Source organism: Collinsella sp. An307, from assembly GCF_002161805.1.
Classification (GTDB): domain Bacteria; phylum Actinomycetota; class Coriobacteriia; order Coriobacteriales; family Coriobacteriaceae; genus Coprousia.
This window is the reverse complement of sequence record NZ_NFIP01000001.1, coordinates 221,368-247,707: the sequence shown is the minus strand read 5'-3', so window position 1 is coordinate 247,707 and position 26,340 is coordinate 221,368. Positions and strand designations below refer to the sequence as shown.

Sequence of the window (26,340 nt, the reverse complement as noted above, 5' to 3'; positions counted from 1 at the left end):
GAGGTTGTGAGACCATGGCTGCCAAGCAGGACAAGGACCTTAAGGACAAGAAGCAAACAAAGGCCAAGAAGGGCGGCAAGGCCCCCTTGGGCGAGCTCGCCCGCTCCGAGCGCTACGACTTCACCTACACCCAGAACCGAGAGCTCAGCTGGCTGCGCTTTGACGACCGCGTGCTCTCCGAGGCCTACGACGAGTCGGTGCCGCTTTTTGAGCGCCTGAAATTCGCCGCCATCTTCCAATCGAACCTCGACGAGTTCTTTATGATCCGCATCGGCGGTCTCTCGGACCTCGCCACGCTCAAGCACCAGCCGGTCGACAACAAGAGCAACCTTACGCCGAGCGAGCAGATCGACCGCGTCTTCCAGGCGCTGCCGCCGCTCGTCAAGCGCCAGAACGACATCGTGCACACCATCGAATCCGAGCTCGAGCACCATGGGGTTTTCCGCCTGACGGCAGACGAGCTCGCCGGCGCGGACCGCACCTTCACGGAGCGCTACTTCCAAAGCTACGTGTCGCCTGTCATCTCGCCGCTCGTGATCGACCCGCGCCATCCCTTCCCCAACCTTCGCAACGGCGCGCTCTACATCGTCTGCGCGCTCGAGAGCGCCGACGAGGAGAACCTCCTCGGCCTCATCGAAGTCCCCTCCTCCATGAACCGCGTGGTGGCGCTTCCTGCAGACGAGGGCACGTACCGCTACATGCTCCTGGAGGACGTTATCCTCACCTGCCTTGGCAGCTGCTTTGGCTCCTATGAGCCGCTCGACCGCGCCGTGGTGCGCGTGACGCGCAACGCCGACATCGACCCCGACGGCGAGGGCGTCGAGGAGGACGAGGACTACCGTCAGCACATGAAGAAGATCCTGAAGAAGCGCCTGCGCCTGCAGCCGGTGGCCCTTCAGGTCGAGGGCGCGCTCGAGCCCGCCACGTTAAAGAGCATCCGCAAGTCACTCGGCCTTGCGGGGCGCGCCGTGCTCACCTACACGACCCCGCTCGACCTCGACTACGTCTACGGCATCGAGGGACACCTGCCCGAGCACAGCAAGGCGGCGCTCGTGTTCAACCCGTTCCGCCCGCAGGCAAGCCCCATGTTCACCGCGGGACGCCCCCTGCGCGAACAGGTCATCGAGGGCGACAAGCTGCTCTTCTACCCCTACGAGTCCATGAACCCGCTGCTCGACCTCATGCACGAGGCGGCCTTTGACGACGACTGCATCTCAATGAAGATCACGCTCTACCGTGTGGCAAAGCAGAGCCGTCTTTGCGAGGCGCTCATCGACGCGGCCGAGAACGGCAAAGAGGTCACGGTGCTCATGGAGCTCCGTGCGCGCTTTGACGAGCAGAACAACATCGAGTGGGCCGAGCGCCTCGAGGAGGCGGGCTGCACCGTCATCTACGGCGCGGAGGGCTTCAAGGTGCACTCCAAGATCTGCCAGATCACCTACCGCGAGGGCATGGCGCTCACGCGCATCACGCTGCTCGGCACGGGCAACTTCAACGAGAAGACGGCGCGCCTCTACTCCGACTTCATGCTCATGACGGCCCACCCCGGCATCGGCGAGGACGCGAACGCGTTTTTCCGCAACCTCGCCCTCGGCAACCTCCGGGGCGATTACCGCTACCTGGGCGTGGCGCCCGCCGGCCTCAAGCCGCTCATCATGAATGGTTTGAACCGCGAGATCGAGCGCGCCCTTGCCGGCGAGCCCGCACGCGTGTTCTTTAAGATGAACTCGCTCACCGACCGCGAGATCATCGACAAGATTGCCGAGGCCTCGCAGGCAGGCGTTGTGGTCGACATGATCATCCGCGGCATCAGCTGCCTGGTGCCCGGCATCCCCGGCAAGACCGAGAACGTGCACATCCGCTCCATCGTGGGGCGCTTTTTGGAGCACGCCCGCGTCTACGCCTTTGGCGTGGAGAACGATATCGTCTACCTCTCGTCCGCCGACATGATGACGAGAAACACCGAGCACCGCGTGGAGATCGCCTACCCCGTGCTCGACCCCACGTGCCGCGCACTTGTGGAGAGCTACATGCAGGCCCAGCTGCGCGACAACGTGAAGGCCCGCACGCTTTCGACCGAGGGCGCCTGGGAGAGTGTGCCGCGCGCCGGGGGCGAGGCAGACTTCAACGCGCAGGAGTTCCTGCTTGCCGAGGCGTACCGCCGTGCCGCGCACCCCAAGCGCGCCATGGCGGAGGTTCGCGCTGAGGCAGGGGCACCCGCACCCAAGGCCGACGGCGACCAAGCTGCCGCCCCCGCCGAGCCCACCGTAGACGAGACCGCGGCGGACGAGAACGCCCGCACCGCCTTTGAGACCGCTCTTGCCGAAACCGAGGCGCGAGCCCACGCCGCCGAAGCTGCCGTCACCGCTGAGACCGCCGTCGCCGCCGAGCTCATCGAGCCCGCAGCGGGAAACGCGGCCCCCGAGGAGGCGCCCGCAGCCGCCGAGGCAAAGCAGCCGGCTGAGGCACCCGCAGAAGGCACCGCGCGCACAACGCTTGCCAAACGCCCTGCCGGCCGCCTGCGCACGGGCCTTGCGCTCATTGGCCTGGGCATCCGCACGCTCGTGCGCGGAACCAAAACAAAGTAGCAATGTCTATTTGGGGACGGGGTCGTTTCGTGCGCCGCGCGACGCACGAAACGACCCCGTCCCCAAACGTGCCCTCGGCGCTTTTTTGGTGCGCAGTGCGCAGGCGAGCACAGCGGCGCCCGTGCATCCCCTACACTGATAGGCCGCAATCCCGCTTGATGAAAGGCACGGCACCCGATGCAGCTCACCTGTGAACGAATGGTATACGGCCCCGACGCCCTCGCGCACACGCCCGAGGGCAAGACGGTCTTTGTTGCAGGGGCCGTCGCCGGCGACACGGTCCGCGCCCATGTGGTCGCCGAGGAGAAGTCGCTCGTGCGTGCCGTCGCCGACGAGATCATCTCCCCCTCGCCCGACCGCGTCGACTCCCCCTGCCCCTTCGCAGGCGTCTGCGGGGGCTGCCCCTGGGGCGGCCTTTCCATCGAAGCGCAGCGCGCCGCCAAGGAGGAGAACCTCAAAAGTGCGCTCACGCGCATCGGCGGCATAGATGCCGACGAGGTCGCGCGCGTCGTGCGCCCCATTCGACATGCCAAGGACGCCTGGGGCTACCGCAACAAGATCGAGCTCGCCCCCACGCGCGGGCAGGACGGCAAGATCCGCCTCGGCATGCACGGGCGCGATGCCGCACAGGTAATCACGGTCGACCGTTGCCCGCTCTTTGAGAAGAAGTACCCCAAGCTCGTTAAATCCGTGACAGGCGCGCTCTCCTACCTCTCCAACTCGCGCGATCTTGCGCTCGAGCGCGTGGGTATCCGCGCGAGCCGCCGCACCGGCGCCATCGAGATCGCCCTCTGGACGCCTACGGGCGGCTTCCCGCGCGCGCAGGTCGCACGCGTGCTGGCAGACGCCGTCTCCGACCGCGCCGGCGTCATCCGCGTGATGAGCAAGGGCGAGAAGAAGGCCCGCCGCGTGAGCGCCACCGAGGTGCTCGCCGGCAAGAGCTGCTGGAACGAGAAGATCGGCGACGAGGAGATGCTCATCTCGGCACCGTCGTTCTTCCAGGTGAACACCGCCGCCGCGGAGATTCTGATCAAGCTCGTGCTCGAGGCGCTCGACCCCAAACCCCACGAGATGGCCATGGACCTCTACTGCGGCGCGGGCACCTTCACGCTGCCGCTCGCCCGCCGCTGCGACTACGTCTCGGCCGTGGAGTCCTACGGTCCCGCCGTCCGCGACCTGCGCCGCAACCTCGAACGTGCACGCCTGGACAACGTGGACGTCATCGGAGGCGACGCGGTGCGCGAGTTCCCCGACGCCGACGCCGACGTGCTCGTGGTCGATCCGCCGCGCGCAGGTCTCGCGCCCGAGGCCATCGACCTTATTGCCGAGACCTCGGCCCGCGACGTCGCCTACGTCTCGTGCGACCCCGCCACGCTCGCGCGCGACCTCAAGCGCTTCCGCGAGCAGGGCGTCTTTTCGCTCGTGTCGGCAACGCCGGTGGACCTCTTCCCCCAGACCTTCCACTGCGAGACGGTCGTGCACCTCACCCGCAGTTAATCGCGCACCGATAATTGGCGGCCATCTGTTCCGCGCCCGTCCGCGGCGCGGACGCCTGTTGGGCCTATGCGCGTCGCGGGCGCCTGCTGGGTCAACTCGGTTTCTTGCGCAGATGCCGTGACGAATGCGCATAAAACGGGGTACAAAACCAGAAGTTTTGGGGAAAGGCCCGCTAGGAGCCGTGTCGAAAGGATGGCCCATGTCTGCTGTCGCCGTGCTAGTTGCCGATGGATTTGAGACGATCGAGTGCCTAACCATCGTCGACGTCTTGCGGAGAGGCGGCGTGCGCGTCGACCTCATCTCCATTATGACCACGCGCGACGCCGTGAGCTCGCAGCAGATCGACATCACCTGCGACTACACCATGGCAGAGGTTGACTTCGACGACTACGACTACCTCGTGCTCCCCGGTGGCATGCCCGGCACCCTGCACCTGCGCCAGGACGAGCGCGTGTGCGACCTCGTCTGCGAGTTCGCTGCAACGCGCCATGTGGCAGCCATCTGCGCCGCGCCGTCGATCTTGGGCGATCTGGGCCTTCTTGTCGGCCGCCAGGCGACGTGCTTCCCCGATTTTGAGAGCCATCTTCCCGCCGGCACCCTCGCGGGGCGCCGGACTGTCGTGGTGGACGGCAACATCATCACCGCGTCGGGCATGGGGCAGGCGCTGCCCTTCGCCCTCGCCGTTCTGGGCGACATCGCGGGCGAGCAAGCCGTCGCCAAGGTGCGCGACAGTATCCAGCTCTAGGCGGTGCCCGTGAGCGAGACCTCTACCAGCGCGCCCTCGCCCCGCGCGCACCTCATTCTTGCCTCGCAGTCGCCGCGCCGCATCGAGCTCATGCGCGAGGCGGGCTTTGACGTGGATGTCATCCCCGCCGATATCGACGAGACCCCCATGCCCGGCGAGTCGCCCTTCGCACTCGTGGAACGCCTCGCCGCATCCAAGGCGCAAGCTGTGACAGCGGCGCATGCGCAGGCGGGCGAGATCGTGCTCGCAGCGGACACCATCGTGACCGTGGACGGCGAGGCACTCGGCAAGCCCGCCGACGACGCCGACGCGCACGCCATGCTCCGTCGCCTCTCGGGTAGAACCCACCAGGTCGCGACCGGCGTATGCCTCCTGCGTGCTAGCGGCGGCGTGCCCGCAGTGCAAGACGTGTTCTCGGTGGTAACCGATGTCACGTTCTACGACCTTACCGAGGACGAAATCGATGCGTACGTTGCCTCAGGGGAACCGGCCGACAAGGCTGGCGCCTACGGCATCCAGGGCGGGGGCGGCCGCATGCTCGTGCGCGGCATCGACGGCGACTTCTACAACGTGGTGGGCCTTCCCATCGCCGAGGTCGTACGGCACATCCGCGCCCTCACCGCGTAACCTGACGCCGCGTCTAACCGGACGCCGCCCTTCCCTCGCAGATTGGAGTTCCCATGACCGCAAGCGCGCTCTTCCCCATCCCGCTCACCGACGTGGCATCGCTTCGCTTCGGTCATTGGACCGACGCCGCAGCCGGCACGGGCTGCACCGTAATCGTGGCACCCGACGGGGCGACCGGTGGTGTCGATGTGCGCGGCGGCGCCCCCGCCTCGCGCGAGACCGACCTTTTGCGCCCGGAGAACACCGTCCAGCAGATCCACGCCGTATGCCTCTCCGGCGGCTCCGCCTTTGGGCTTGAGGCCGCCTCCGGCGTGGCGCGCGAGCTCGAGGAGCGCGGTATCGGGCTCGATACGGGCGCGGCGCTCGTCCCCATCGTCTGCTCGAGCTGCATCTTCGACCTTGCCTTTGGCGATGCCGCTGTCCGCCCCGACGTGGCGGCGGGCAGCGCGGCAACTGTCGCGGCGCTCGACGGCGACCAAACTGCTCCGCTTGCAGAAGGTTCCGTCGGCGCCGGTGCGGGTGCGACCGTGGGCAAACTCAACGGACCCGCCTGCGCCATGAAGGGCGGCCTCGGTGCGCGCGCCTTTTCCCTCGGCAACCTCCGCGTGGGCGCCATAGCCGTGGTCAACGCCTGCGGCAACGCCTGCGACCCGGCAACGGGCGCTACGATTGCCGGCATGCGCACCGCGCCCGACGCGCGCGAGATCGCCGACATGGAGGACGCCCTGTTCGCTGCTGGCGCCCATGCCCAGATGCCACTCGACCGTACGAACACCACCATCAGCTGTATTGTCACCAACGCCCGCCTCACCAAGGCAGAAGCCACCAAGGTCGCCCAGATGGCGGCAGACGCCTATGCACACGTCATTCGCCCCACACACACCACCAACGACGGCGACACCGTCTACGTGATGGCAACCGGAGAGCTCGAGGGCGACCAACCCCCGCTCGACGTCATCGGCCTCGCCGCTACGCGCGCCCTCGAGGCCGCGCTCGTGGCCGGCGTCTCCGAAGCGACCGGCTCCCACGGCATCCCTGCAGCGCGCGACTTCGCGTAGGCGCGCGGCCATTCCATACAAGAGACTTCTCATACAAGAAGGAGGGCCCCGCAGGACCCTCCTTACGCTATTAGCTTGTGCTTCGCCTTGGCACGGATGCTACGCCTCGAGCAGCTTATGGATCTCCGGCGCCAGAAGCTCCGTCAGACGGTCAAACCCCGCATCGTTCAGGTGCAGACCGTCGCGGTAGTACTCCGTGCGCGCTTCGTTCTGCTCGTCCACAAACTCCGGGAACACGTCCACAAACGTAACGTTGCGATCGCGCACGAGCTCGCGCTCCTGGTCAAAGATCATCCGTACCAAGTCGTTGTTCCGGATGCCTGGCACCTGGTGGTAGCTACGCAGCGCCTCCACGCAGGGCAGCGTCGACCAGAGGAGCACGCGCACATCGGGCAGGTTGCCGCAGATGACGTCGATGAGCTCCTTCACGTGGCAGGCGATCTCCTTGGGGCTCGCCATCGCCGTGTTGCCGAGGTCGTTGATTCCCACCATAAGGACCACAAGCGAGGGGCGGTACTTGATCACGCCCTCGTCCACGATTCAGAGCAGCTCCTCCGCGGTGGCGCCGCCAAGACCGCAGTTGTACTTCACGGGCAGCTCGGGGAAGCACCGCTCTATGGGGTAGGTCTCGGTGAGCGAATCGCCAAAGAACACCACCCCGCCCGGCTCGGCGCCGCGGTTGCCACGCACGATGGTGAGCATGCGCTCGAGCTGTCCCTCGCGCAGCTGGTAGTAGTGCGGGTTGTAGATCATTTCCTCGCGCATATCACGCCTCCAGCTCTATCTCCATACCGATCTCGAACATGCGGCGCCAGGGCATATAGACGCTCTCGATGCGCACCGGGTGCTCCTGTGCCAGGCCGAGCGCGTCAAAGCGCTGCTGGAGCTCACCGCGAATGAGCTCCTCCACATCCGCCTGGCGGTCGCCAAAATCGTAATACGAGAGCCCCATCGCAGGCAGGTCGCGGTCGACCACCGCAGGCCGCACCTCCGCCTGATAGAAGACGTCCTCGATGACGCGGTAGCAGAGGTTGCGGGTAGCCGCCTGCCCGGGGCGCCCGACGATGGCCTGGGCGAGCGTGGTGCCGAGGGTGTTGCAGTTGGTGTTCCAGCCGGCGTAGCTCGCAAGCGAGCTCAGCACCCCCAGACGATCAAGCTGCTCGATGCAGGCGCGGTCGCCGCCGTTGCTAAAGGCGCTGTCGCAAAGGGCCACGCGGCGCCCACGCGCCAGGTGCTCGGCGATGCGCTGCGTAAAGTCGGCGAGATTGCGATAGCTCGTGTAGGTGAGGTCAACCTCCTCGGGTGCCACGAACGACTCCTGCATGACCTTGCCCGGAGCGTTGATGGCAAGTATCACGTCCGCCTCGGAGGGCACGTCCGCAAAGCGTGCACCCACCACGCGCACATGGGACTTCAGGCTCTCAAACATAGGCCGGTCCTCGTAGTTGGGCACGATCGTAGGGCCGAGCACCGAGGCGTAGAAGGGCCAGATGCTCGGGCACAGACCCTCATTCTCCACCCAAGCACGCGTGAGAAGCGACATGGCCACCTCGTCAGCGCCGGGGTAGATCATCACCCGGTCGTCGAGGCGCCACTCCTTCAGCGCAGCGATGACGCGCTTCTGCGCGATCGCGGTGTAGCCAAAGGGAGCCGAATCGTCCTGCGGGATCACAAGGAAATCGATAGCGCCCTCGCCGATGAGGTCGAGAACGGCGATGTTCATATCGCAGTTGAGGTCGCGGCGGTGCTCGTAATCGGCAAGGATCTCCTCGGGCACCTCGATGGCGGCAAGCTCGCGTTCCTCGTCGGCGGAGAGCTCGCCGGTGCGCTCGCGCACATCGAGAAGGTACTTCCGGCGGAAAAGCGCGTAACCGTAGTCCTCGTAGTAGTCAGGCTCCTCCTCGGCGGAATCGTACGACGGGCAGCGCATGATGCACTGGAAGGCGTACACGCGCATCGCCGGATTCGCCCGCTTGAGGGAGCGCACCGCATCCAAGCGCTCATCGAGCTCCGCGCGCTCCAGGTGATGCAGGCGCGAGGGGATGAGGCCGCCATAGAGCAGCATGTCGAGCGAGAGCACCGCGGCGTCGCAGCCGGCAGCCTGCTCCGTAAGGAATGCGGAGATGCCCGCAACGTCGGCAGGCTTTTTCTTGTTGCCTAACAGCTCGAGCGGCGGGACAACGAGCTCGATCTCGTCGTTCGACTCGGCGATCATCTGCGGGAACACGCGGTTGCAGGGCCGCTCATCGAGCGGCAGCAGCAGGACCTTCATGGTCACACTTCCTATCGATAGGGTGCGACCGCCACGCTCGGACGGGCGGGCGGCCGCACCGGTTCCACTACATCCAGCTTACCCCAGCACGCGGGAGGCAATATCCTCAAGCGCCTCGGCGATGCTCGGGCAGCGCACGACATCGTAGGGGCACTCGGCATCGGAGACGAGGTAGCCCACACGCGCGACGTCGAACATACCGTAGTCGTTCGGGGCGTCGCCGATGGCGTACACGTCGCAACCCGGGTAGAGGTTCTCGATGGCCCGCCCCTTTGAGACATCGACCGACATGAGCTCGAGCGAGGTCGAAGAGCTCATGACCGCCTGCGTGCGCGCGCAAGTGGCACGTACGTGCTCGGCTATGGGCGCGAGGTCGCGCTCCTCGCCGATGAGCAAAAACAGCACCACCGGCTGGCACTCGATCAACTCGAAGAAGTCGCTCTTGATGACATGCGAGTCGTAGAGCTCCTTGGGGAAATCCGGGTCGCGATCGGTATGCCAGTAGCGATTGGCGACCGTGTTCATCTCCACGCGGATGGGCGCGCCCGAGGCCTCGATGTAGGTGAGGATCTCGCGGGCCTCGTCCTTATCCATCAGCTCCGCACGGAGCGTGGAGCCGCTGATCATGACGGCGCCGTGCTGCGAGATGCGGTTCTTGAAGTCGAGCCCAAAACGAGCCCCTGCGCGGACGATATCGTGATCGAGTCGCCCCGTGCAGATTGCCATCGTACAGCCGGCGTCCTGCAGGCGCCCCAGGAGCTCGACGGTGCGCTCTCCCCCGATCACGTTGCTGTCGGCGTCAAGCAGAGTGCCGTCCATATCAAAGACGACAACAGACCTGTTCACGCTCTTCGACCTACCTTTCTGTCAGACGTAAGGGATGAAACCGTAAGACTCGGGATGCGTTCCTACTTCTCCTCGGTGGTGACAGCGGCGTCCATGGCCTTCACGAAGGGCATGTAGATGAGGACGGACACCACAAAGATCACGGCGCAGGTGATGACGGCGCCAATGTTGAGACCGGTCGAGAGCAGGCCGCCGAGCAGGGGCGGGGTGATCCAGGGGGTGAGGACGTAAGTGTAGCCCATGAAGCCGGTGACGGTGGCGAGCGCACCGATGCCGAGGCCGGCGAGCGTGACCATGATCATGGGGGCGATGAGAATCGGGTTCATGACGACGGGCAGACCGAACATGATGGGCTCGGAGATGTTGAAGAGACCCGGGACGAAGCCGATCTTGGCCATCGTGCGGTAGTCCTGACGACGGGAGATGATGAGGATGGCGACGACGAGGGCGAGCATGTTGCCCGCGCCGCCCATGAAGGCCACGGAGTCGAGGAACGGCTTGGTGAGCACGTTCGTGGCGGCCTCGCCGGCGGCGATGGCCTCGGCGTTAGCGTTAAGGGAGATCAGGTAGAGCGGCTCGAGCACACCGTTCATGATGCCGGCGGAGTGGATGCCGAAGCCCCACAGCAGCATGTAGAAGAAGTAGATGACCGCAACGCCCACGGGCGAGGACACGAGCGAGAGCACCGGCGCCTGCACGAAGGTGGTGATGAGGTCGTTCACCGGGGTGCCGGCGAGGTTGGTGACAACGCGCACGAGGCCAAAGACAATGACGGTGAGCGTGACGGGGATGATGGCGTTGATCGAGCGGGCGATCGCGGGCGGAACCTCGTCGGGCATCTTGATGATGAGCGCCTTGAAGCCCATAAAGAAGCGGTAGACCTCGACGGCGAGAAGCGAGGTGATGATAGCGGTGAACATGCCCGTCGAGCCGAGGTAGCTCGTGGCCACGACCTCGCCCCAGTCATCGCTTGTCACAAACGGCGTGAGGCACAAAAAGCAGACGACCGAGCAGGTGCCGGCGATGGAGGTATCGAGGCCGTAGTTCTCGGCAAGCACGCGCGCCACGGTGAAGGAGAGCAGGAGCGCGAGCACCGACATCGAGGCGGAGCTGATGGCGGCACCGAGCTGCTGCGCCTCGGTGAACGGCGTGCCAAAAAGCGCGTTCAGGATGCCTCCGTCGCCCAAGATGACGCTGTTCACGAGCGTGAAGAGCGACGCGGTGATGATGAGCGGCATGAGCGCGATGTAGCCGTCGCGCACGGCGCTCAGGTAGCGGTTGCCACCGATCTTCGATGCGATGGGCATCAGTTTCTCGGCGAACGATTCCATAGCGTTAGCTTTCATGACCCTTCCTTTCCTTTGTATGGCCTTTAAGCCGCCGTCGGTGTGGCCCCGACGGAGAAACGCCCAATAAGCGCGCGCAGTTCCTGCTGCTCGCGGTAGACCTCGATGAACTCACGCGCCACAAGGCCGATGCTCTCGGCGCTCATCAGCTGGTCCTCGGCATGGGTGAGCATGAGCGTCATGCTCGTGGGCTCGCCCGCCGCCTCCCGCTGGATGATGGAGGCGTGCGCGTGATGCCCCTGGCTAAAGCATTCATCGCCCTCGTCGAGCAGCTCCTGTGAGCGGACGAGGTTGCCCTCCTTGGCCGCGCGCACCGCCTCCAGATAGAGGCTGCGGGCGCTGCCCACCGCGGCGATGATCTGGAAGCTGATGCTGTTCAGCTCGTCGCGATCAGTCATGGAGCACCTCCCTCGCCTTCTTGAGAACACCCGCCCCGTCCATGGCGCCGTACTCGGCCATGGTGATGGCGTACGTGGGACAGCCGAGCTTGGCCTCGACGTTGTCCCGCTCGTACATCACCTGGGGACCGAGCAGCACGATGTCCACGTCAGCGGGAATCTTCTTCAGATCAGACAGCGGGTATGCGCGGATCTCGCAGGCGTAGCCCTCCTTCTTGGCGGCGTCCACCATCTTCAGCTCGAGCATGCTTGTGGACATGCCCGCAATGCAGAGCAGCGCGATCTTTCTCATACCGTTCCCACCTCCCGTCTCTGCTGTTTGCGTACGAGCGCAAGCAGCGTTTCGAACCTTCTATCTTCCAAAAGCTCCCGGACCGCGTCCGTGTCCATAAGAACCCTCAGGAGCGTGTGGTAAAACGCGTTGAGGTCGAGGTCGCGCTCGGTGGCGAGCGAGATGAGGAAGACACCCCAGACCTCGTGCCCCGCCCAGGTGACAGGCTCGTCGAGCAAGCCCACCGCCACGAACGTGCGGGCACTTACCGCTCGCATGGGGTGCGGGAGCGCAACAAGATTGCCAAAGGCTGTGGGTGCGATCCGCTCGCGCTCCTTCACGAGCTCGGCAAAGTCACCGGGCAGGTCCTCCACCGTCGCGGCGAGCGCCGAGAGCGCCTCAATCGCCTCGTCCGGCGTGGCGGCGGCGAGGTGCGCCTCAAACAGACGCCTGTCATAGCAGGAGAGGCCTTTGTCAACGGGTGCGGAGAAGAGCTCGTTCAAAAGCGAGATGTCCGCATCGTCCAAGAAGTACTTCACCAGGCGCACGGGCACCGGAAGCTGCCGGTTGAGCGGCACCGTGGTGAAGACGTAATCAATCTCGCTGAAGTCGACCTCGTCGATCTCTGACACATCGCAGACGATGATGCGATCGAGGTGCGCGCCGAACTCCTTGCGGTAGCGGTACTCGAGCAGGCGCGCGCTACCCTGCCCCGAGGCGCATACCACGAGGATGTTGCTCTTCACGGCGCCCGACTGCTTGCGCTCGAGGGCAAGCGCGAAGGAGAACGCCAGGTAGCCGATCTCGTCCTCGGAGGGGTGCGCACCGTACGCATCGGCAAGCACCGGTGCGCTCTCGAGCGCCATGGAGTACGCGAGGGGGAACCGCTCCTTCACGTCGGCCAGAAGCGGGTTCTTGTAGCTCAGGTGGTAGGTGAGGCGCACCGCGAGCGGGGCAACGTGCTTGGCGAGGTTCATGCGCAGCTCAAGGTCATCGCGGAAGTCAAAGCGAAACGCCTCCCACACCTTCTCGAGCATGCGCGAGACCACGTCCCACACCTCGTCGGAGATAACGAGCGCTGCGTCATCGGCGTCCTCTACAGACACGTCCAGCGTGCGCTTGCCCGCCAGGTGGATCGCGATGTAGGCGACCTCGCCCTCCGGCAGGGCAACACCCATCCGCTCCTCAATAGCCCGCGCGATAGCGCCCGCCACCGGATAGGCGGAGGACTTCTTTACGCGCTCGGTGTAGTCCTCCTGCGCGGGCAGGTAGCAGGCGTCTTTGATGCGCACAAGCGCGATAGCAATGTGCACGAGCAGGTTCTGGTAGGCAACGGCGTTGATGTGCATATCGTTCTCATCAAGAACCGTATCGATGCACTGCGAGATAGCGTCAAGGTCCGCGCGGGCGATGGGCGCCGTGCGAGCATCGAGGCCCGCCTCTCCCCCGCCGTCGGTAACGAGCGACGCTAGACAGAGTCTGCGACCGATCTCGGGGCCCTCCACGCGGATGCCGTAGTGGGGCTTACGAACCAGCGTGAGGCCATAGGCGCCGAGGCGCTCCTCAACCCGCGGGAGATCTTTGGAGATGGAGACGCGCGAGACATAGAGGATGCTCGAGAGCATATCGAGCGTAACCCAGTCCGTGCGGAAGAGGAGATCGTTCAGCAGGTAGCGAACACGCTCCGCCGAGGTGGTGGGCATCCCCGTGCGCAGGGCGTCGCCGCGGCGGCGCAACCACTCCGCAAAGCGCTCGTCGTCAGCGACCGCAAGGGCAAACCCCTCGCCCCGACGCTCGATCTGCGCGATACCGGTGAGATCGTCGTTGGCGCGGTTGATGCGGTTGTACACCGTGCGCGTACCCACGGAGAAACGCTCGGCAATCTCTGCCGGGGAAGCCGTGCCGCTCTCGCGTATGAAGCTGACGAGCTCGTAGTTCTTGGATGCCACGGGATGCACCTCCTTCTGACTACAACTGTACGGCGCGCTCCACATTGTTTCCATATGCAATAGGTGCACGGTTTGCGCGAAAGGAAGTTTACGAATCAATACCCCGCGCACCGGCGGCAATATCTAACAAATCGTTTGCGTTTCACCCGGATAGCAAAGAAGGCCCCGGAGGGCCTTCGTATACAGGTTTATATGGGGCGCGGGCACATCCCCGCGCGGAACCATCAGCGCCTAGTTGAACTTAAAGATCTTCTGGGCGGCGCGGTAGAGCCCCACCGACACCTTCTCGCCCACGGGCGTGGGCAGGTTCGTCCAGAAGCCAAGGAGCCCCCAGCGGGCGTGGTTGTACATCTTCTTGTCGAATGCCTTGAGCTCGGCCCAGATCTTGATGACCTCGTCCACCTTGCTCTTGTCGTGCGCGAGCTTGGAGAAGATGGAGCACACGACCATCATCATGGTGAAGTAGCCCATCATGCACGAGGCGAGCGGCTTCTCCTCGATGTCGTCGTAGAGGTGGTAGGCCTTCATCATGATGCGCGTGATGCGGAACTGCTGGTCGATGCGCTTGACCATGGTGGACTCGTTCACGCTCTGGCCCTCGCGGCCGATGAAGTAGCGATAGAGGTCGATGTCGGCGTAGTAGAGCGTCTTGCAGCGCGGCAGCGGCACGTAGGCGTAGATGTTGTCCACGTAGAACGTATGCGGCGGCAGCGGCAGGTCGCCGGCGCGCAGCACGTCGGTGCGGTAACACAGGCTGTGCATGAGCAGGTGCTGGTCGGGGCGGAAGTAGCCCACCTCGTTCCAGGTGATGATCTTCTTGCGCGGAATGGCAAAGCGGTAGTCGATGGTGGTGTGCGTGCCCTCGTGGACCTTCTCGTAAACGTAGTTCGAGATAAAGAGGTCCACGCGCGTATCGCGCTCCACAAAGCCGCGCAGGCACGAGAGCATCGTGGCGAGCGCCTGGGTGTCGAGCCAGTCATCGGAGTCGACGACCTTGTAGTAGACGCCCGTGGCGTTCTTGAGGCCCGTCAGCACCGCGGTGCCGTGGCCGCCATTCTCCTGGTGCACGGCGCGGATGATACCGGGATAGCGGCGCGCCCAGTCGTCGGCCTTGGCCGGCGTCTCGTCCACGCTGCCGTCGTCCACGATGATGATCTCCACGTCCGGCGCGTAACCGCTGCCCTCGAGGATCGAGGTGATGCACCGGTCCATATCCGCTGCGGAGTTGTAGCAGGGGATGCCGAACGAGCAGATTTTGAACAGAGTGTGGCTGGTATCAGACATATTAGGCATGGGTCGCAATGATCTCGTCGGACAGGTCGAGGGCAGAGGCGGTCACCGCGTCCATATCGTAGTAGCGGTACTCAGCGAGGCGTCCCACCGGGTGGAAGTTCGTGAGGTTCTGCACGCGCTCCAGATAGCGCTCGTAAAGCGCCTGGTTCTCGGGGTCGATGATGGCGTAGTACGGCGTCTGGCCGCTACCCGGCTCAAAGGCGTGGCTGTACTCCTTCATGATGGTGGTCTTGCCCGGCACCACCTGCCCGGTCATGTTCTTGAACTCGGTGATGCGCGTGAAGTCCTCGCTCGTGGTGTAGTTGACCGTGCCCACGGGCTGATACTGGTCAACATCGAGCGTCTCGAACACCATGTCGAGCGTACGGTACGGAAGCGCACCGAGGTCGAGGTTAAAGAGCTCGTCGAGGGGACCGGTGTAGATGATCTCGCCGCCGTAGCACTTCCCGCAGACGTGCACGTTGGTGTCCGTGATCTCGAGGATGTCGCGCGCGTCGACGTTCACGTAGACGTCGATGAGGTCATGGTCGAGCATGTGCTCGAAGAGCTTGGTGTAGCCCTCGGCCGGCATGCCCTGGAAGGGTGCCTGGGGGAAGTAGCGGTCGTCGTCGCCGATGAAGATGGGCACGCGCCCGGTGACGGAGGGGTCGATCTCATCGGGCGTCTGGCCCCACTGCTTCATGGTGTAGTAGAGGAAGACGTTCTCGTAAACGTAGTCCGCGACCTCCTGCAGGTCGGGGTCGTTCTTCTTGCGGAGCTCCATGATGGGGACCTTCTTGTTCTCGCCGAAGGCCTCCACGAGCTTCTGGTAGAGCTCCTCGCCGCGCACCTCTCCAAAAGCGAGTTTGAGCGAGGTGTGGTTGAAGGGCACAGGCATGAGCGTGCCGTGAATGTTGGCGAGCACCTTGTGCTGGTAGTCGGTCCACTTGGTGAAGCGCGACAGGAAGTTGTGCACGCGCTCATCGAAGGTGTGGTAGATGTGCGGGCCGTACTCGTGGATGAGGATGCCCGCCTCGTCGGTGCAGTCGTAGGCGTTGCCCGCGATGTGGCCGCGCCTCTCAAGCACCGCCACACGGAAGCCGGCGCTCTCGGCAAGGCGGCGAGCGCAGACCGATCCGGCGTATCCCGCGCCGACGACGATCATGTCGTAGGAAGCGGGGTTGAACGACTCGGGCAGACCAGATGTGATATCCATCGATGCTCCTCACGAGGCGCCGGTACCGCCGGCCCCTCATTCGCTGTTCCAGCCCTGCCAAGGGCCGAATAATCAGACCGATTATAGCGCTCAGGTGCCTATAATAGGGAATGTCACACAAGGAAAGCTCAACCATGCGCGCGCTGGTCCCGCAAATTCGGTGTCTACCGGGCAAAACGCCAGCATGCGCACGGTCGGGCGCGTTTTCGAGGAGCTTACATGAGCGACTTCCTTACCCGTATGAAAGATGCTGCCCGTGCGGACAAGAAGACGATCGTCCTGCCCGAGGGCGAGGACCCGCGCACCATCGAGGCCGCGAAGAAGATCGTGGCCGAGGGCCTGGCGAACCTCGTCATCCTGGGCGATCCGGCGACCATCGACGTCGAGGGCGTGACCGTCATCGACCCGACCTCCCCCACCGCGCCCAAGCACGAGGCCTACTCGCAGAAGTTCGCCGAGCTCCGCGCCAAGAAGGGCGTCACCATCGAGCAGGCGCGCGCCCAGATGATGGACGCCACCTACTACGGCACCATGATGGTCAAGATGGGCGACGCTGACGGTCTTGTCTCCGGCGCGTGCCACTCCACCGCCAACACCCTGCGCCCGGCGTTGCAGATCCTCAAGACCGCGCCTGGCACCAAGCTCGTCTCCGCCTTCATGGTCATGTGCACCCAGACGCCCGAGTTTGGCGCCGACGGCACGCTCGTCTTTGCCGACTGCGGCCTCAACATCGACCCGACCTCCGACGAGCTCTCTGAGATCGCCATCGCCTCCGCAAACTCCTTCAAGACCTTCATGGGTGACGTGGAGCCACGCGTGGCCATGCTCTCCTACTCCACCATGGGCTCCGCCGGCGGCGACACCGCCAAGAAGGTCCAGGAGGCCACGGCCTTTGCCAAGGAGAAGGCGCCCGAGCTCGCCATCGATGGCGACCTGCAGCTCGACGCTGCCATCGTGCCGTCCGTGGCCGAGCTCAAGGCCCCCGAGTCCACGGTCGCCGGCAGCGCCAACGTCCTTGTCTTCCCCAACCTCGAGACCGGCAACATCGGCTACAAGCTCGTCCAGCGCTTCGGCCGCGCCGAGGCTTACGGCCCGATTCTCCAGGGCATCGCCAAGCCGGTGAACGACCTTTCCCGTGGCTGCTCCGCAGACGACATCGTGGGCGTCGTGGCCATCACCGCCGTCCAGGCACAGATGGCGTAATAGCCGCTGTGTCCTAGCGCGAACCGATCGGAGGCCCCGGAAGGTTCCACGCTAACGTCCTCGCCGCTTCGCGGCTGCGGAATGTTCGCTTAGGAATCCTTCCGGGGCCTCCTTCAGCTTTCTATCTTGTGAGCGGCAGACCAACCTCGCTATCGCCCTCATAGGACGATTGCAATCCAGCCACTCTCTAGCAATGTGCCCATGCGCACGCTCCTTCAGGAACGCGCTATACAATCGTAGGTCCGTACACGAGTGCGAGGGCGTCTACAGTATTGCTCCGATAGCGGTAAACGATCACAAAGTGCGAAACGACCAACTGGCGCAATCCCTCGCCGTATCGAGCAATTAAGCTCTGCCGTACCCGCGGAGAACCGCTTTCTGGAAACAATTTCAGGCTGTTCAGCGCCATCTCAATGCCGGCGAGTACATGCTCAGAGTAAACCTCAGCCAGTGCCTCCACAAACTCGTCGGCGATACGCAATTCGACGCTAGGCACTCTTTCTCCTCATAGAACGGGCGCGCTCAAACGCCTCGTCAACGGATGTGACGTATCTCCCCGCATCGATATCGGCGAGCCCGCGCCCCACCGCCTCAATAAGACGAGCCTCGTATGCCGCATCATCGCGCTCTCGCGCGATACGGGCCTCAAAAGCATCCTCGCTGCAGAACACATATGCACCCGCACCCTGCTCGGTAATGCGCACCACAGAATCACGTGCCGCAGCCTTCACCTCAGAGGGATTTCGCTGCAAGCTGGTCATAGAAAAAATGGGCTCCATGGCAGTCCCTCCAAACATCTCATAATCATCTGACATTTTAGCAGATGATTATGAGATGTTTTGCACCATGATTACAGGTGTCCTATGCGCCCTCAACCAGACGCTTCACGTCGAGCGCAATCATGTACTCCTCATCGGTGGGGATGACCATAACGGTCACGGGCGAGCCGGCGGCGCTGATGACCTGAGGACCTGCGCCCACGGCTGCCTGGTTGCGCTCGCGGTCGATGCGCACGCCGAGCCAGTCGAAGCACTCGCAGAACGCCTGGCGGATAGTCCAGTCGTTCTCGCCGATGCCCGCCGTGAAGGTGATGGTGTCCACGCCCGCCATGGAGGCGATCATGGAAGCCGCCTGGAGCATCGCCTTGTAGGCAAACATGTCGAAGGCGAGCAGGCAGTTCTCGTCACCGTGGTTGGCGCCGTTGCGGATGTCGCGCGCGTCGCTCGAGATGCCCGATACCGCGAGCAGGCCGGACTGCTTGTTCATCATCTCGTCGACCTCGTCATAGGTGTAGCCGCCCTCGCGCTGGAGGTAGCAGACGGTGGCCGGGTCGATGGAGCCGCAGCGGGTGCCCATCATGAGGCCGTCGAGCGGCGTGAGGCCCATCGTGGTGTCGCGGCACACGCCGTCCTCAATCGCGCAGAGCGACGCGCCGTTGCCGAGGTGGCACGACAGCAGGCGGTGGCAGAAATCGCCGAGCATCTCCTTGGCGACCATCCACTCGTAGCGGTGGCTCGTGCCGTGGGCGCCGTACTTGCGGATGTGATACTTCTCGCACACGTCCTTGGGAAGGGCGTAGGTGTAGGCGACCTCGGGCATGGACATGTGGAACGACGTATCGAAAACGGCAACGTTGGGAATCTCGGGGTAGCGCGCGCGGCAGGCGTCGATGGCCGCGGCCTCGCCGTAGTTGTGCAGGGGCGCGAGGGGTGCGACCTCCAAGATCTTTGCCATGACGTCGTCGGTCACAAGCGCGGAGTCATCGAAGTACCAACCGCCCTGCACGATGCGGTGGCCGATGCCCTCAAAGGTGTGGCCCTCGGCGTCGAGCGTCTTGAGGACGCGGTCGATAGCTGCTTTGTGATCGGGGAAAAGCGCGTCCTCCACGACCTTCTCTCCCGAGGGGTCGGTGTGGGTGAAGATGCCACGGTCGAGCCCGATGCGCTCGCAGTTGCCCTTGGTCGCGATCTCGCGCGTCTCGGTATCGAGAAGCTGGTACTTGAGGCTCGAGCTGCCGGCGTTCACAACGAGGACGTTCATGGGTCTCCTTTAAGGGTCGTGCCCGACCGAGCGGCCGGGGTCTTCTGTGCGGGCGCACCCGCATATTTAACCGTAACACCGCCGCCTGCGGGCGCCGGGCACCATTCGCCAAGCGTCCGCAGGCGGCGGGCGGACGGCGGCACGGGCTCATATACCCTCGTGCCGCCGCTATCTATAGCATCTTGCGCTATCGGGTGCGCACTACTTGCCGTTGACGATACGCTCGACGTCGGCAGCGATCATGTACTCCTCGTCGGTGGGGATCACGTAGATGGCAACAGGCGAATCGGCGGTGGAGAGGCACCAGCCGCCATCAGCGCGCAGGGCGTTCTTGGCGTGGTCCATCTTGACGCCCATCCAGGCGAGGCGGTCGGCAACGCCAGCGCGGACAGCCGGAGCGTGCTCGCCGATACCGGCGGTGAAGACGAGGGTGTCCATGCCGCACATAGCGGTGGCCATCTCGGCGACCTTAGCGGCGATCTTATAGACGAACATGTCGAAGGCGAGCTTGCAGCCCGCGTCGCCGTCGGCGGCACCCTGCTCGATATCGCGGATGTCGTTGGTACCCGCGATAGCGATGAGGCCGGACTTCTTGTTCATCATGTCATCGACCTCGTCAAAGGAGTAGCCGCCCTCGCGCTGGAGGTAGCAGACGGTAGCCGGGTCGATGGAGCCGCAGCGGGTGCCCATCATCACGCCGTCGAGCGGGGTGAGGCCCATGGTGGTGTCCATGCACTGACCGTCCTGGACGGCGGCGAGCGAAGCGCCCGAACCGATGTGGCAGATGACGACCTTGTGCGCAGCCCCGTCCGTCATCTCGGAGACCTTCTGGGAGATGTAGCGGTAGCTCGTGCCGTGGGCGCCGTACTTGCGGATGTGGAACTTCTCGCAGACGTCGGCGGGCAGCGAGTAGGTCTGAGCGACCTTGGGCATGTTGAAGTGGAACGCCGTGTCGTAGACAGTAACGTTGGGCAGGTCGGGATACTGCTCGAGGCAGTACTCGATGACGTTGGCCTCGGGGTTGTTGTGGAGCGGGGCGAGCGGAGCGACCTCGCGGATCTTGGCGAGGATGTCGGCGTCGACGAGCGTGGAGTCGCCGAAATACCAACCGCCCTGCACGATGCGGTGACCGATACCGTCGATCTTGACGTTGTGGGACTCAAGGTCCTTCAGCACGGCCTCGATGGCAACCTTGTGGTCGGGGAACTCGATGTTGTCGGTGACCTTGGGCGCGCCGGCAACGGTGTGGGTGAAGGTGCCGCCCGTGAAGCCCACGCGCTCGCAAGAACCCTTAGCGGAAACCTTGTGGGTCTTGGTATCGATGAGCTGGTACTTGAGCGTGGAGCTACCGGCATTGACAACGAGAACGTTCATGAGTCTCCCTCAGATCGCGCGCCGAGTGCCGGCGCGAAGCTACACAACAGCTTTATTTTACCGCCAAACCCGGCCATGAGGGGTCAAGATGGACCGCAGACATGCAGCCGGGCTCCGGAGCGCGGCAGACGGCGGGACTAGACGAGGCCCTCGCCCAGATCGCGGCCGCCGAGCACGTGCCAGTGCAGGTGCATGACGGTCTGGCCAGCGGCGGCGCCGGTGTTGGTGATCACGCGGAAGCCCTGGTCAAGGCCCTTGGCGCGCGCGACCTCGGCCACAGCGTTTGCCATGGCGGCGAGGGTCTCTGCCGGCACGCCGTCGACGATGTTCTCGTAGTGCGCCTTAGGCACCACGAGGGTGTGCACGGGCGCCTGGGGGTTCAGGTCGTCGAAGGCGATGACGACGTCGTCCTCATAGACGACCGTCGAGGGAATCTCGTGGTTGGCAATCTTGCAGAAGATGCAGTCGGACATGATGTTCACTCCCTAGATGCTCAGCGTGTCGTCGGTCGACGCGGCCTCGCCCGCCACGAGCGTGTCCGTGCCGTCCATATCCTTCTCGAGGATCTTGACCTGCTGCTCGGCAGAATCAAGACGCTCGCGCAGGCTCTTCACGAGTGCGACACCGCGTGTGTAGCTCTCGAGCGATTGCTCGAGCTCCATCTCGCCGGACTCCAGCGCGCGGATGATACGCTCGAGCTCCTGGGAGGCCTCCTTGTAGGTGAGCTCCTCGATCTTCTTCTCTGCCATGTGTATATCCTTTCTCTCGGGCGCAAGGCCCATGGGTTACCGTTGCCGTGAGTGCTACTTTGCGTCCACGCGCTCGACCGCTGCCGCGACCTCGCCGTCTGCGAAGCGCACCGTGAGTTCGTCGCCAGCGGCAAACGTGGTCGCACTCGTCGCCACCGTGCCCTCGCGGTAAGCGATGGCGTACCCGCGTCCCAAAACCTTGAGCGGCGATAGGGCGTCGAGCGACGCCGCCTGGCGCGCAAGGTCCGCCCCGCGCGCCGCGGTGAGCTCCCTCCCCTCGCGTGCAAGACGCGCAAGGGCGAGCTCGAGCGCATGGCGCGGCTCGGCGATAAGCGAGCCCGGCGCAGGCAGACGCGCAGCGAGGGCGTCGAGCGACGCGGCCTGGCGCTCCATGCCCCTTGCCATGGCCGCCTCGAGCCTGTCGGCGCTCTGCTCGAGCTCCGCGGCGCGGCGGAGCACCGTCTCGTCCGGCCGGGTGAGGCAGGGGCGCGCTGCGAGCGCGCGCAGGGAAAGCTCCTCGCGCGAGAGACGCTCTCCCATCGCGCGAGAGGCACGCTCAAGCGCACGGGAGAGCCCCGCCTTGCCGTCTGCCACCATGGCAGACAAGGCAGCCGCAAGCCTGCGCTCGCGGGTGGCGAGGAGCTCTGCGAGCTCGGTCGCTGCGGGCGCCACCGACTCCGCCGCCGCCGTGGGCGTGGAGCAGCGGCGGTCGCTCACCATGTCGCAGATGGAGGTATCGGGCTCGTGGCCGATACCGGTGATGACGGGCACGGGGGACGCCGCGACGGCGCGGGCGAGTGCCTCGTCGTTGAAGGTCATGAGATCCTCAAAGGAGCCTCCACCGCGCACGAGCAGGATGCAGTCGGGCGCGGGCTCGATGGCGGCGGCGCGGGCGAGCGCCTCGATGAGCTCGGCCTCGGCACCCTCGCCTTGCACCTTGGAACCCACGCAGATGAGCTCAACGAGCGGGTTTCTGCGACGGAGCGTGCGCTTCACGTCGTCGATGACCGCACCAGAAAGTGAGGTCACTACGGCCACACGCGTGCAGAACGCGGGGATGGGGCGCTTGCGCGACTCGTCCATGAGCCCCTCGCGGCGCAGCTTCTCGGCAAGGGCGGCCACCTGCTGGCGCAAAAGGCCCTCCCCCACCGGCTCGAAGCGCGAGATCTGAAAACTCATCTTGCCGGTGCGGGCATACACCTCAAACTTGCCCGTGAAGCGCATCTTGAGGCCGTTTCTGAGCTCATAGGGGCTCGCCTTGTAGACGCCGCCCCAGATGATGCACTCCAGCGAGCTCGACTCGTCCTTTATCTGGAAGTAGCAGTGGCCGCGGGCACCGTACGGCCCGCGAAAGCCCGACACCTCGCCGAGCACCGTGATAGGCGGCAGCTCCGCCAAGGTTGCACCCGCAAGGCCGACCGCCTGCGTCACGGTAAGGATGTTTGGGTCCTGTTCCGCCTGCTCGGCAGCGCCCCCGCCGTCTGCGCCGGTGGCAGCAGCGGCCGCAGGGATGCTACCTGGTGTAGCACCCTGCTCCCAGGGCAAGGGTTCTGTGGCGGCACGTGGACGGGTGCTCTTTCCCGTCAAGTTCCATCCGGTCATGTGCCCTCCGTATCTATATAGAGCGGGTGCGTGCCCGCCTTGCTGGTTACTATCCAGTCTACCCCGACGCGCGGACAAGGTTCTGGTAACGGCAAGGTTGACGAAACACCCCGCCCCTTTGCGGCCCTTTGCTACAGGATCTCGATGCGACGATCCTTGACGGTGAGGCCCATGTTACCCGAGAGCAGGTCGTCAAGGCGCGTTCCCACCAGCTCGAAGCGCCAGCCGTCGCGCAGCGGGCTGCGCTCGGGATGATCGATGTAGTCGGCAAGGTCATCGCGCGAGGCGATCATTGCCGTTGCCACACCGGAGCGCTCCGCCACAAGGCGCAAAAGGGCGTACATGAGATCCACGACGCTCTCGAGCTCGCTGGTGAGCGCACGGCGCGCGTGCTGGGCGGGCGGCAGGCGATCCGCCGGGCAGCGGCGCCCGCGGTCAACCGCCATGAGGATGGCGTGGACGTCGCCATCGGCGAGCTGCTCGGTGCCGCGCACGCTTCTCACGTCGGCCACCTCGCGGGGCGCGCGTTTGACGAGCGCGACGAGCACCTCGTCCGACATGACCCACTTGCGCGGGATGTCGAGCTTCTCGGCGCGGCCCTCGCGCCAGGCGGCGAGCTCGCGCGCGATCGCCATCTGCTTGCGCGTGCAGGAGTTGATGCGCTTGACGCGCTTGTAGGCCTCGCGGCGGTCCGTCTCGTAGTGCGAGCGCTCCATGAGCGGGCGCATCTCGTCGAGCACCCACCACAGGCGTCCCTCCGTCTCAAGGCGCTCAGAAATGGTGCCGTACGCCTTGATGAGATAGCGGACATCGTCTAGGGCGTACTCAATCTGCTGGTCGGTGAGTGGGCGGCGCGACCAGTCGGTAAGCGACTCGGTCTTGGGAAGCGTCACGCCGCAGAACGCCTGGACAAGGCCGTTGTAGGCAATCTGCAGGCGCTCGCCCAAAAATGCCGCGGCAACCTGGGTGTCGAATATCGGGGCGGGAAGCACACCAAGCGTATGGAGCAGCACCTCCATGTCTTGCGTGCATGCGTGGAAGACCTTGAGGACCTTGGGGTTCACAAACAGTTGAGCCAGCGGGTCGAGGTACCCCTCGAGGGCAATGGGGTCGATGGCGACCGACTCGTCGGGGGTGCCTACCTGGATGAGGCACAGGCGCGGATGGAACGTCCGCTCGCGCAGAAACTCGGTATCAACAGCGACCGCATCGAACGCGGCGGCCCGCGCGCAGAACGCCGCGAGCTCGCTCTCTGTAGAAATAATCATGCTCTCCCTTGGCCTCGGTATCGAGATGGGTCTTGGGGGTAGGATACGACAATGTAACTATACGCGCTTTGAGTCGGAACGGAAACGCCCCATGCGGTGCCTCATCATCCACAATCTTGCGTCGGGTCCGCGCTCGGATGAGATCTTTGCATTCGAGCACGCGCTCGCTGCCGCCGGCGATGAGGTTGTCATGCGCTTCATCGGCCAAGGTATGGAGGCCGAGGATGCGACGCGCGACGCGCGCTCTTTTGACCGCGTGGTCGTCTCGGGCGGGGACGGCACGGTCGCCAACGTCCTCGACTGCCTGCGCGACACGCATGTACCCGTGCTCGTATTTCCCTCGGGCACGGCGAACCTGTTCTTCAACAACATCGGCAACGGCTCCGAGATCGCGGCCCTTGCGGCGGCCTGCCGCGCCGGGCGCACCGCCCAGGTCGATATGGGCGAGCTCTTCTGGCAGGACGAGTCGGGCGCGACGCAGCGGCACGGCTTCACCATTATCGCCGGCTCGGGCTTTGACGCGACCATCATGAAGAAGGCGGCACCCGCAAAGCGCGACATCGGCGAGATCGCCTACTTCCTCTCGGCACTCTCCACGCTCGAGCCCGAGGTTGCCCACTTCTCCATCGAGCACGACGGTGTGGTCGAGGAACTCGACGGCATCTCGTGCATGATCGGCAACACCGCCGTCATCCAAAACGGCATCAACCTCTTTCCCGACTGCCGGATGAACGACGGCCTTCTCGACATCGCCGTCATCGAGCCGGTGGGACTCGTGCAGCTCCTCCCCACCGCTCTTGCCGCTGTCATCGACCCGGCGGGCAAGAACCTCGGCCGCCCGCAGCTCAAGATGTTCCAGGCGCGCGAGGTCATGGTGCGCTGCTCGCCCTCGCTCGGCATGCAGTTCGACGGCGAGCTTGTGGACAGCGCTTCGGGCGTGTTTGGCGCGCGTGTGCTGCCCCGCTGCCTCGACCTTATTGTGGACGAGTTCTCGCCGCTCACGCGCGCGTAAGGTCGTGCTCGCCTGCGCTGTTCGCCCGGCCGCGGCGTAACACAACAGCAATCTTTAACGGATACGGACGGCAGGGCGCTTTACTGTGCTATAGTGCTCGCAACGCCAGATGGGTGGGCTTTAAGGCTCACCGCGATTAACCGAAAGGAGCCACCGGTCATGAGAAACACCAACCTTGCTCTCAACAACTGGTGGTGGCGTGATGTGAACTCGGCCGGTCAACGGTGAGCCCTTCGCGCCTATAGATAGTGCACGTAAAGGCCCCCGGGTTGACCGGGGGCCTTTTTGCTATCACGCCTCCGCCAGCCTAATTGACCGACCGGATTCGCACCACGCGCCTCCGCGATCGTTTCGACCCCGTCCCCAACCAGGCAGTTGCACATTTCGACCCCGTCCCCAAATATGCATCAGAAAGGCTGATTACCATGACGCAGAACACCAACACCTCCGCTCAGGCCCGCACCGTCACCTCCGTCGACCGCGGAAAGCTCGACGTAAAGGCCCTCGTCCTGCTCGCCGTGCTCCTCGCCGCCGGCTTCATCTTGAACTTCACCGTCGGCAAGGCCATCTCGACCATCTCGGCGGGCACCATCGCACCCGAGTTCATCATCTCCGCCTTCTGCCTCACCATCTTGATCGTGCGGCCCAACGCCGTGCAGGCCCTCATCATCGGCCTCGTCTCCGCCGCGGTAATCCAGATCACCACCACAAGCCCCGGCATCGACTTTGTGGCCGAGGGCATCGCCGCCGTCGTGATGGCCCTTATCGTCAACGCCGGCATGAAGACGGGCGCCAAGGCCGTCATCCCCACGGTGGGCACGTTCGTGACGACGTTCCTCTCCGGCGCTATCTTTATGGTAATCAAGATGGCCATGATGCAGTTCGACACGAGCCTCGTCTCGCTGATGCTCCCCGTCGTCGCCCTCACCGCGGTGTTCAATGCCATCCTCGTAGGCGCGCTCTACCTGCCCATCAAGCACGCCCTCAAGCTTGCCGACTAGCACCGC

General features: G+C 64.6%; 26 protein-coding genes. 8 read left to right on the top strand and 18 right to left on the bottom strand.

The window, feature by feature from the left end:
* Positions 1–14: 14 nt before the first annotated feature.
* The 5 genes from ppk1 to B5F89_RS01090 all read left to right on the top strand — a co-directional run bounded on the left by ppk1 (position 15) and on the right by B5F89_RS01090 (position 6,515).
* Positions 15–2,588, top strand: a complete 2,574-nt coding sequence (gene ppk1, locus B5F89_RS01110; protein WP_087429956.1) for a polyphosphate kinase 1 — start codon at positions 15–17, stop codon at positions 2,586–2,588.
* A 177-nt stretch (positions 2,589–2,765) separates the two neighbouring features.
* Positions 2,766–4,085, top strand: a complete 1,320-nt coding sequence (gene rlmD / locus B5F89_RS01105) for a 23S rRNA (uracil(1939)-C(5))-methyltransferase RlmD (protein ID WP_087429955.1) — start codon at positions 2,766–2,768, stop codon at positions 4,083–4,085.
* Between the two features lie 199 nt (positions 4,086–4,284).
* Positions 4,285–4,830 (top strand): DJ-1 family glyoxalase III, encoded by a 546-nt coding sequence (locus B5F89_RS01100; RefSeq protein WP_087429954.1) that lies wholly within the window; start codon positions 4,285–4,287, stop codon positions 4,828–4,830.
* Between the two features lie 9 nt (positions 4,831–4,839).
* Positions 4,840–5,457 (top strand): Maf family protein, encoded by a 618-nt coding sequence (locus tag B5F89_RS01095; RefSeq protein ID WP_255375142.1) that lies wholly within the window; start codon positions 4,840–4,842, stop codon positions 5,455–5,457.
* 53 nt (positions 5,458–5,510) lie between these two features.
* On the top strand, positions 5,511–6,515 hold the full coding sequence (locus B5F89_RS01090; RefSeq protein ID WP_087429953.1) for a P1 family peptidase: 1,005 nt from the start codon (positions 5,511–5,513) through the stop codon (positions 6,513–6,515).
* A gap of 99 nt (positions 6,516–6,614) precedes the next feature.
* Here B5F89_RS01090 and B5F89_RS01085 read toward each other — a convergent pair whose 3' ends face one another.
* The 10 genes from B5F89_RS01085 to glf all read right to left on the bottom strand — a co-directional run bounded on the left by B5F89_RS01085 (position 6,615) and on the right by glf (position 16,085).
* Positions 6,615–7,052 carry a GDSL-type esterase/lipase family protein gene (locus B5F89_RS01085; RefSeq protein WP_204230537.1) on the bottom strand — a complete coding sequence of 146 codons (438 nt, stop codon included), beginning with the start codon at positions 7,050–7,052 and terminating at the stop codon, positions 6,615–6,617.
* A gap of 3 nt (positions 7,053–7,055) precedes the next feature.
* Positions 7,056–7,280 (bottom strand): hypothetical protein, encoded by a 225-nt coding sequence (locus tag B5F89_RS10070; protein ID WP_204230536.1) that lies wholly within the window; start codon positions 7,278–7,280, stop codon positions 7,056–7,058.
* Between the two features lies 1 nt (position 7,281).
* Positions 7,282–8,787: a DUF4127 family protein gene (locus B5F89_RS01080; RefSeq protein WP_087429952.1), complete on the bottom strand. Its 1,506-nt coding sequence runs from the start codon at positions 8,785–8,787 to the stop codon at positions 7,282–7,284.
* A 78-nt stretch (positions 8,788–8,865) separates the two neighbouring features.
* Positions 8,866–9,633 (bottom strand): HAD-IIB family hydrolase, encoded by a 768-nt coding sequence (locus B5F89_RS01075; RefSeq protein WP_087429951.1) that lies wholly within the window; start codon positions 9,631–9,633, stop codon positions 8,866–8,868.
* A gap of 62 nt (positions 9,634–9,695) precedes the next feature.
* The gene (locus B5F89_RS01070; protein ID WP_204230535.1) at positions 9,696–10,979 is read right to left on the bottom strand and encodes a PTS transporter subunit EIIC; all 1,284 of its coding nucleotides are present in this window, start codon (positions 10,977–10,979) and stop codon (positions 9,696–9,698) included.
* Between the two features lie 26 nt (positions 10,980–11,005).
* A complete protein-coding gene (locus B5F89_RS01065; RefSeq protein ID WP_087429950.1) occupies positions 11,006–11,377 on the bottom strand; it encodes a PTS lactose/cellobiose transporter subunit IIA in 372 nt (123 codons plus the stop codon).
* Positions 11,370–11,669: a hypothetical protein gene (locus tag B5F89_RS01060; RefSeq protein WP_087429949.1), complete on the bottom strand. Its 300-nt coding sequence runs from the start codon at positions 11,667–11,669 to the stop codon at positions 11,370–11,372. Before B5F89_RS01060 ends, B5F89_RS01065 begins: the two co-directional genes overlap by 8 nt.
* Positions 11,666–13,597: a BglG family transcription antiterminator gene (locus B5F89_RS01055; protein ID WP_239286612.1), complete on the bottom strand. Its 1,932-nt coding sequence runs from the start codon at positions 13,595–13,597 to the stop codon at positions 11,666–11,668. Before B5F89_RS01055 ends, B5F89_RS01060 begins: the two co-directional genes overlap by 4 nt.
* Positions 13,598–13,828: 231 nt before the next feature.
* Entirely contained in the window at positions 13,829–14,881 is a 1,053-nt protein-coding gene (locus tag B5F89_RS01050; RefSeq protein WP_087429947.1) for a glycosyltransferase family 2 protein, read from the bottom strand.
* A 1-nt stretch (position 14,882) separates the two neighbouring features.
* The gene (gene glf / locus B5F89_RS01045) at positions 14,883–16,085 is read right to left on the bottom strand and encodes a UDP-galactopyranose mutase (RefSeq protein ID WP_087429946.1); all 1,203 of its coding nucleotides are present in this window, start codon (positions 16,083–16,085) and stop codon (positions 14,883–14,885) included.
* A 219-nt stretch (positions 16,086–16,304) separates the two neighbouring features.
* Between glf and pta the strand changes: the two genes are divergently transcribed.
* Complete coding sequence (gene pta, locus B5F89_RS01040) at positions 16,305–17,288, top strand: phosphate acetyltransferase (protein ID WP_087429945.1); 984 nt, start codon at positions 16,305–16,307, stop codon at positions 17,286–17,288.
* A 226-nt stretch (positions 17,289–17,514) separates the two neighbouring features.
* On the opposite strand, the gene B5F89_RS01035 is transcribed toward pta, so the two are convergent.
* The 8 genes from B5F89_RS01035 to rnd all read right to left on the bottom strand — a co-directional run bounded on the left by B5F89_RS01035 (position 17,515) and on the right by rnd (position 24,321).
* Positions 17,515–17,784 (bottom strand): type II toxin-antitoxin system RelE/ParE family toxin, encoded by a 270-nt coding sequence (locus B5F89_RS01035; protein WP_087429944.1) that lies wholly within the window; start codon positions 17,782–17,784, stop codon positions 17,515–17,517.
* Entirely contained in the window at positions 17,777–18,049 is a 273-nt protein-coding gene (locus B5F89_RS01030; protein WP_239286611.1) for a hypothetical protein, read from the bottom strand. Before B5F89_RS01030 ends, B5F89_RS01035 begins: the two co-directional genes overlap by 8 nt.
* Positions 18,050–18,149: 100 nt before the next feature.
* Positions 18,150–19,328: an acetate kinase gene (locus tag B5F89_RS01025; protein WP_087429943.1), complete on the bottom strand. Its 1,179-nt coding sequence runs from the start codon at positions 19,326–19,328 to the stop codon at positions 18,150–18,152.
* A 201-nt stretch (positions 19,329–19,529) separates the two neighbouring features.
* Complete coding sequence (locus tag B5F89_RS01020; protein WP_087429942.1) at positions 19,530–20,702, bottom strand: acetate kinase; 1,173 nt, start codon at positions 20,700–20,702, stop codon at positions 19,530–19,532.
* Between the two features lie 137 nt (positions 20,703–20,839).
* The gene (locus tag B5F89_RS01015; protein ID WP_087429941.1) at positions 20,840–21,175 is read right to left on the bottom strand and encodes a histidine triad nucleotide-binding protein; all 336 of its coding nucleotides are present in this window, start codon (positions 21,173–21,175) and stop codon (positions 20,840–20,842) included.
* 12 nt (positions 21,176–21,187) lie between these two features.
* Positions 21,188–21,451, bottom strand: a complete 264-nt coding sequence (gene xseB / locus B5F89_RS01010; protein WP_087429940.1) for an exodeoxyribonuclease VII small subunit — start codon at positions 21,449–21,451, stop codon at positions 21,188–21,190.
* Positions 21,452–21,505: 54 nt separating this feature from the next.
* Complete coding sequence (gene xseA, locus B5F89_RS01005) at positions 21,506–23,053, bottom strand: exodeoxyribonuclease VII large subunit (RefSeq protein WP_087429939.1); 1,548 nt, start codon at positions 23,051–23,053, stop codon at positions 21,506–21,508.
* A 131-nt stretch (positions 23,054–23,184) separates the two neighbouring features.
* Positions 23,185–24,321, bottom strand: a complete 1,137-nt coding sequence (gene rnd / locus B5F89_RS01000; protein ID WP_087429938.1) for a ribonuclease D — start codon at positions 24,319–24,321, stop codon at positions 23,185–23,187.
* A 91-nt stretch (positions 24,322–24,412) separates the two neighbouring features.
* On the opposite strand from rnd, the gene B5F89_RS00995 reads away from it, so the two are divergent.
* On the top strand, positions 24,413–25,333 hold the full coding sequence (locus B5F89_RS00995) for a diacylglycerol kinase family protein (protein WP_087429937.1): 921 nt from the start codon (positions 24,413–24,415) through the stop codon (positions 25,331–25,333).
* A gap of 425 nt (positions 25,334–25,758) precedes the next feature.
* The gene (locus B5F89_RS00990; RefSeq protein WP_087429936.1) at positions 25,759–26,334 is read left to right on the top strand and encodes a hypothetical protein; all 576 of its coding nucleotides are present in this window, start codon (positions 25,759–25,761) and stop codon (positions 26,332–26,334) included.
* The last annotated feature ends 6 nt before the right edge of the window (positions 26,335–26,340 follow it).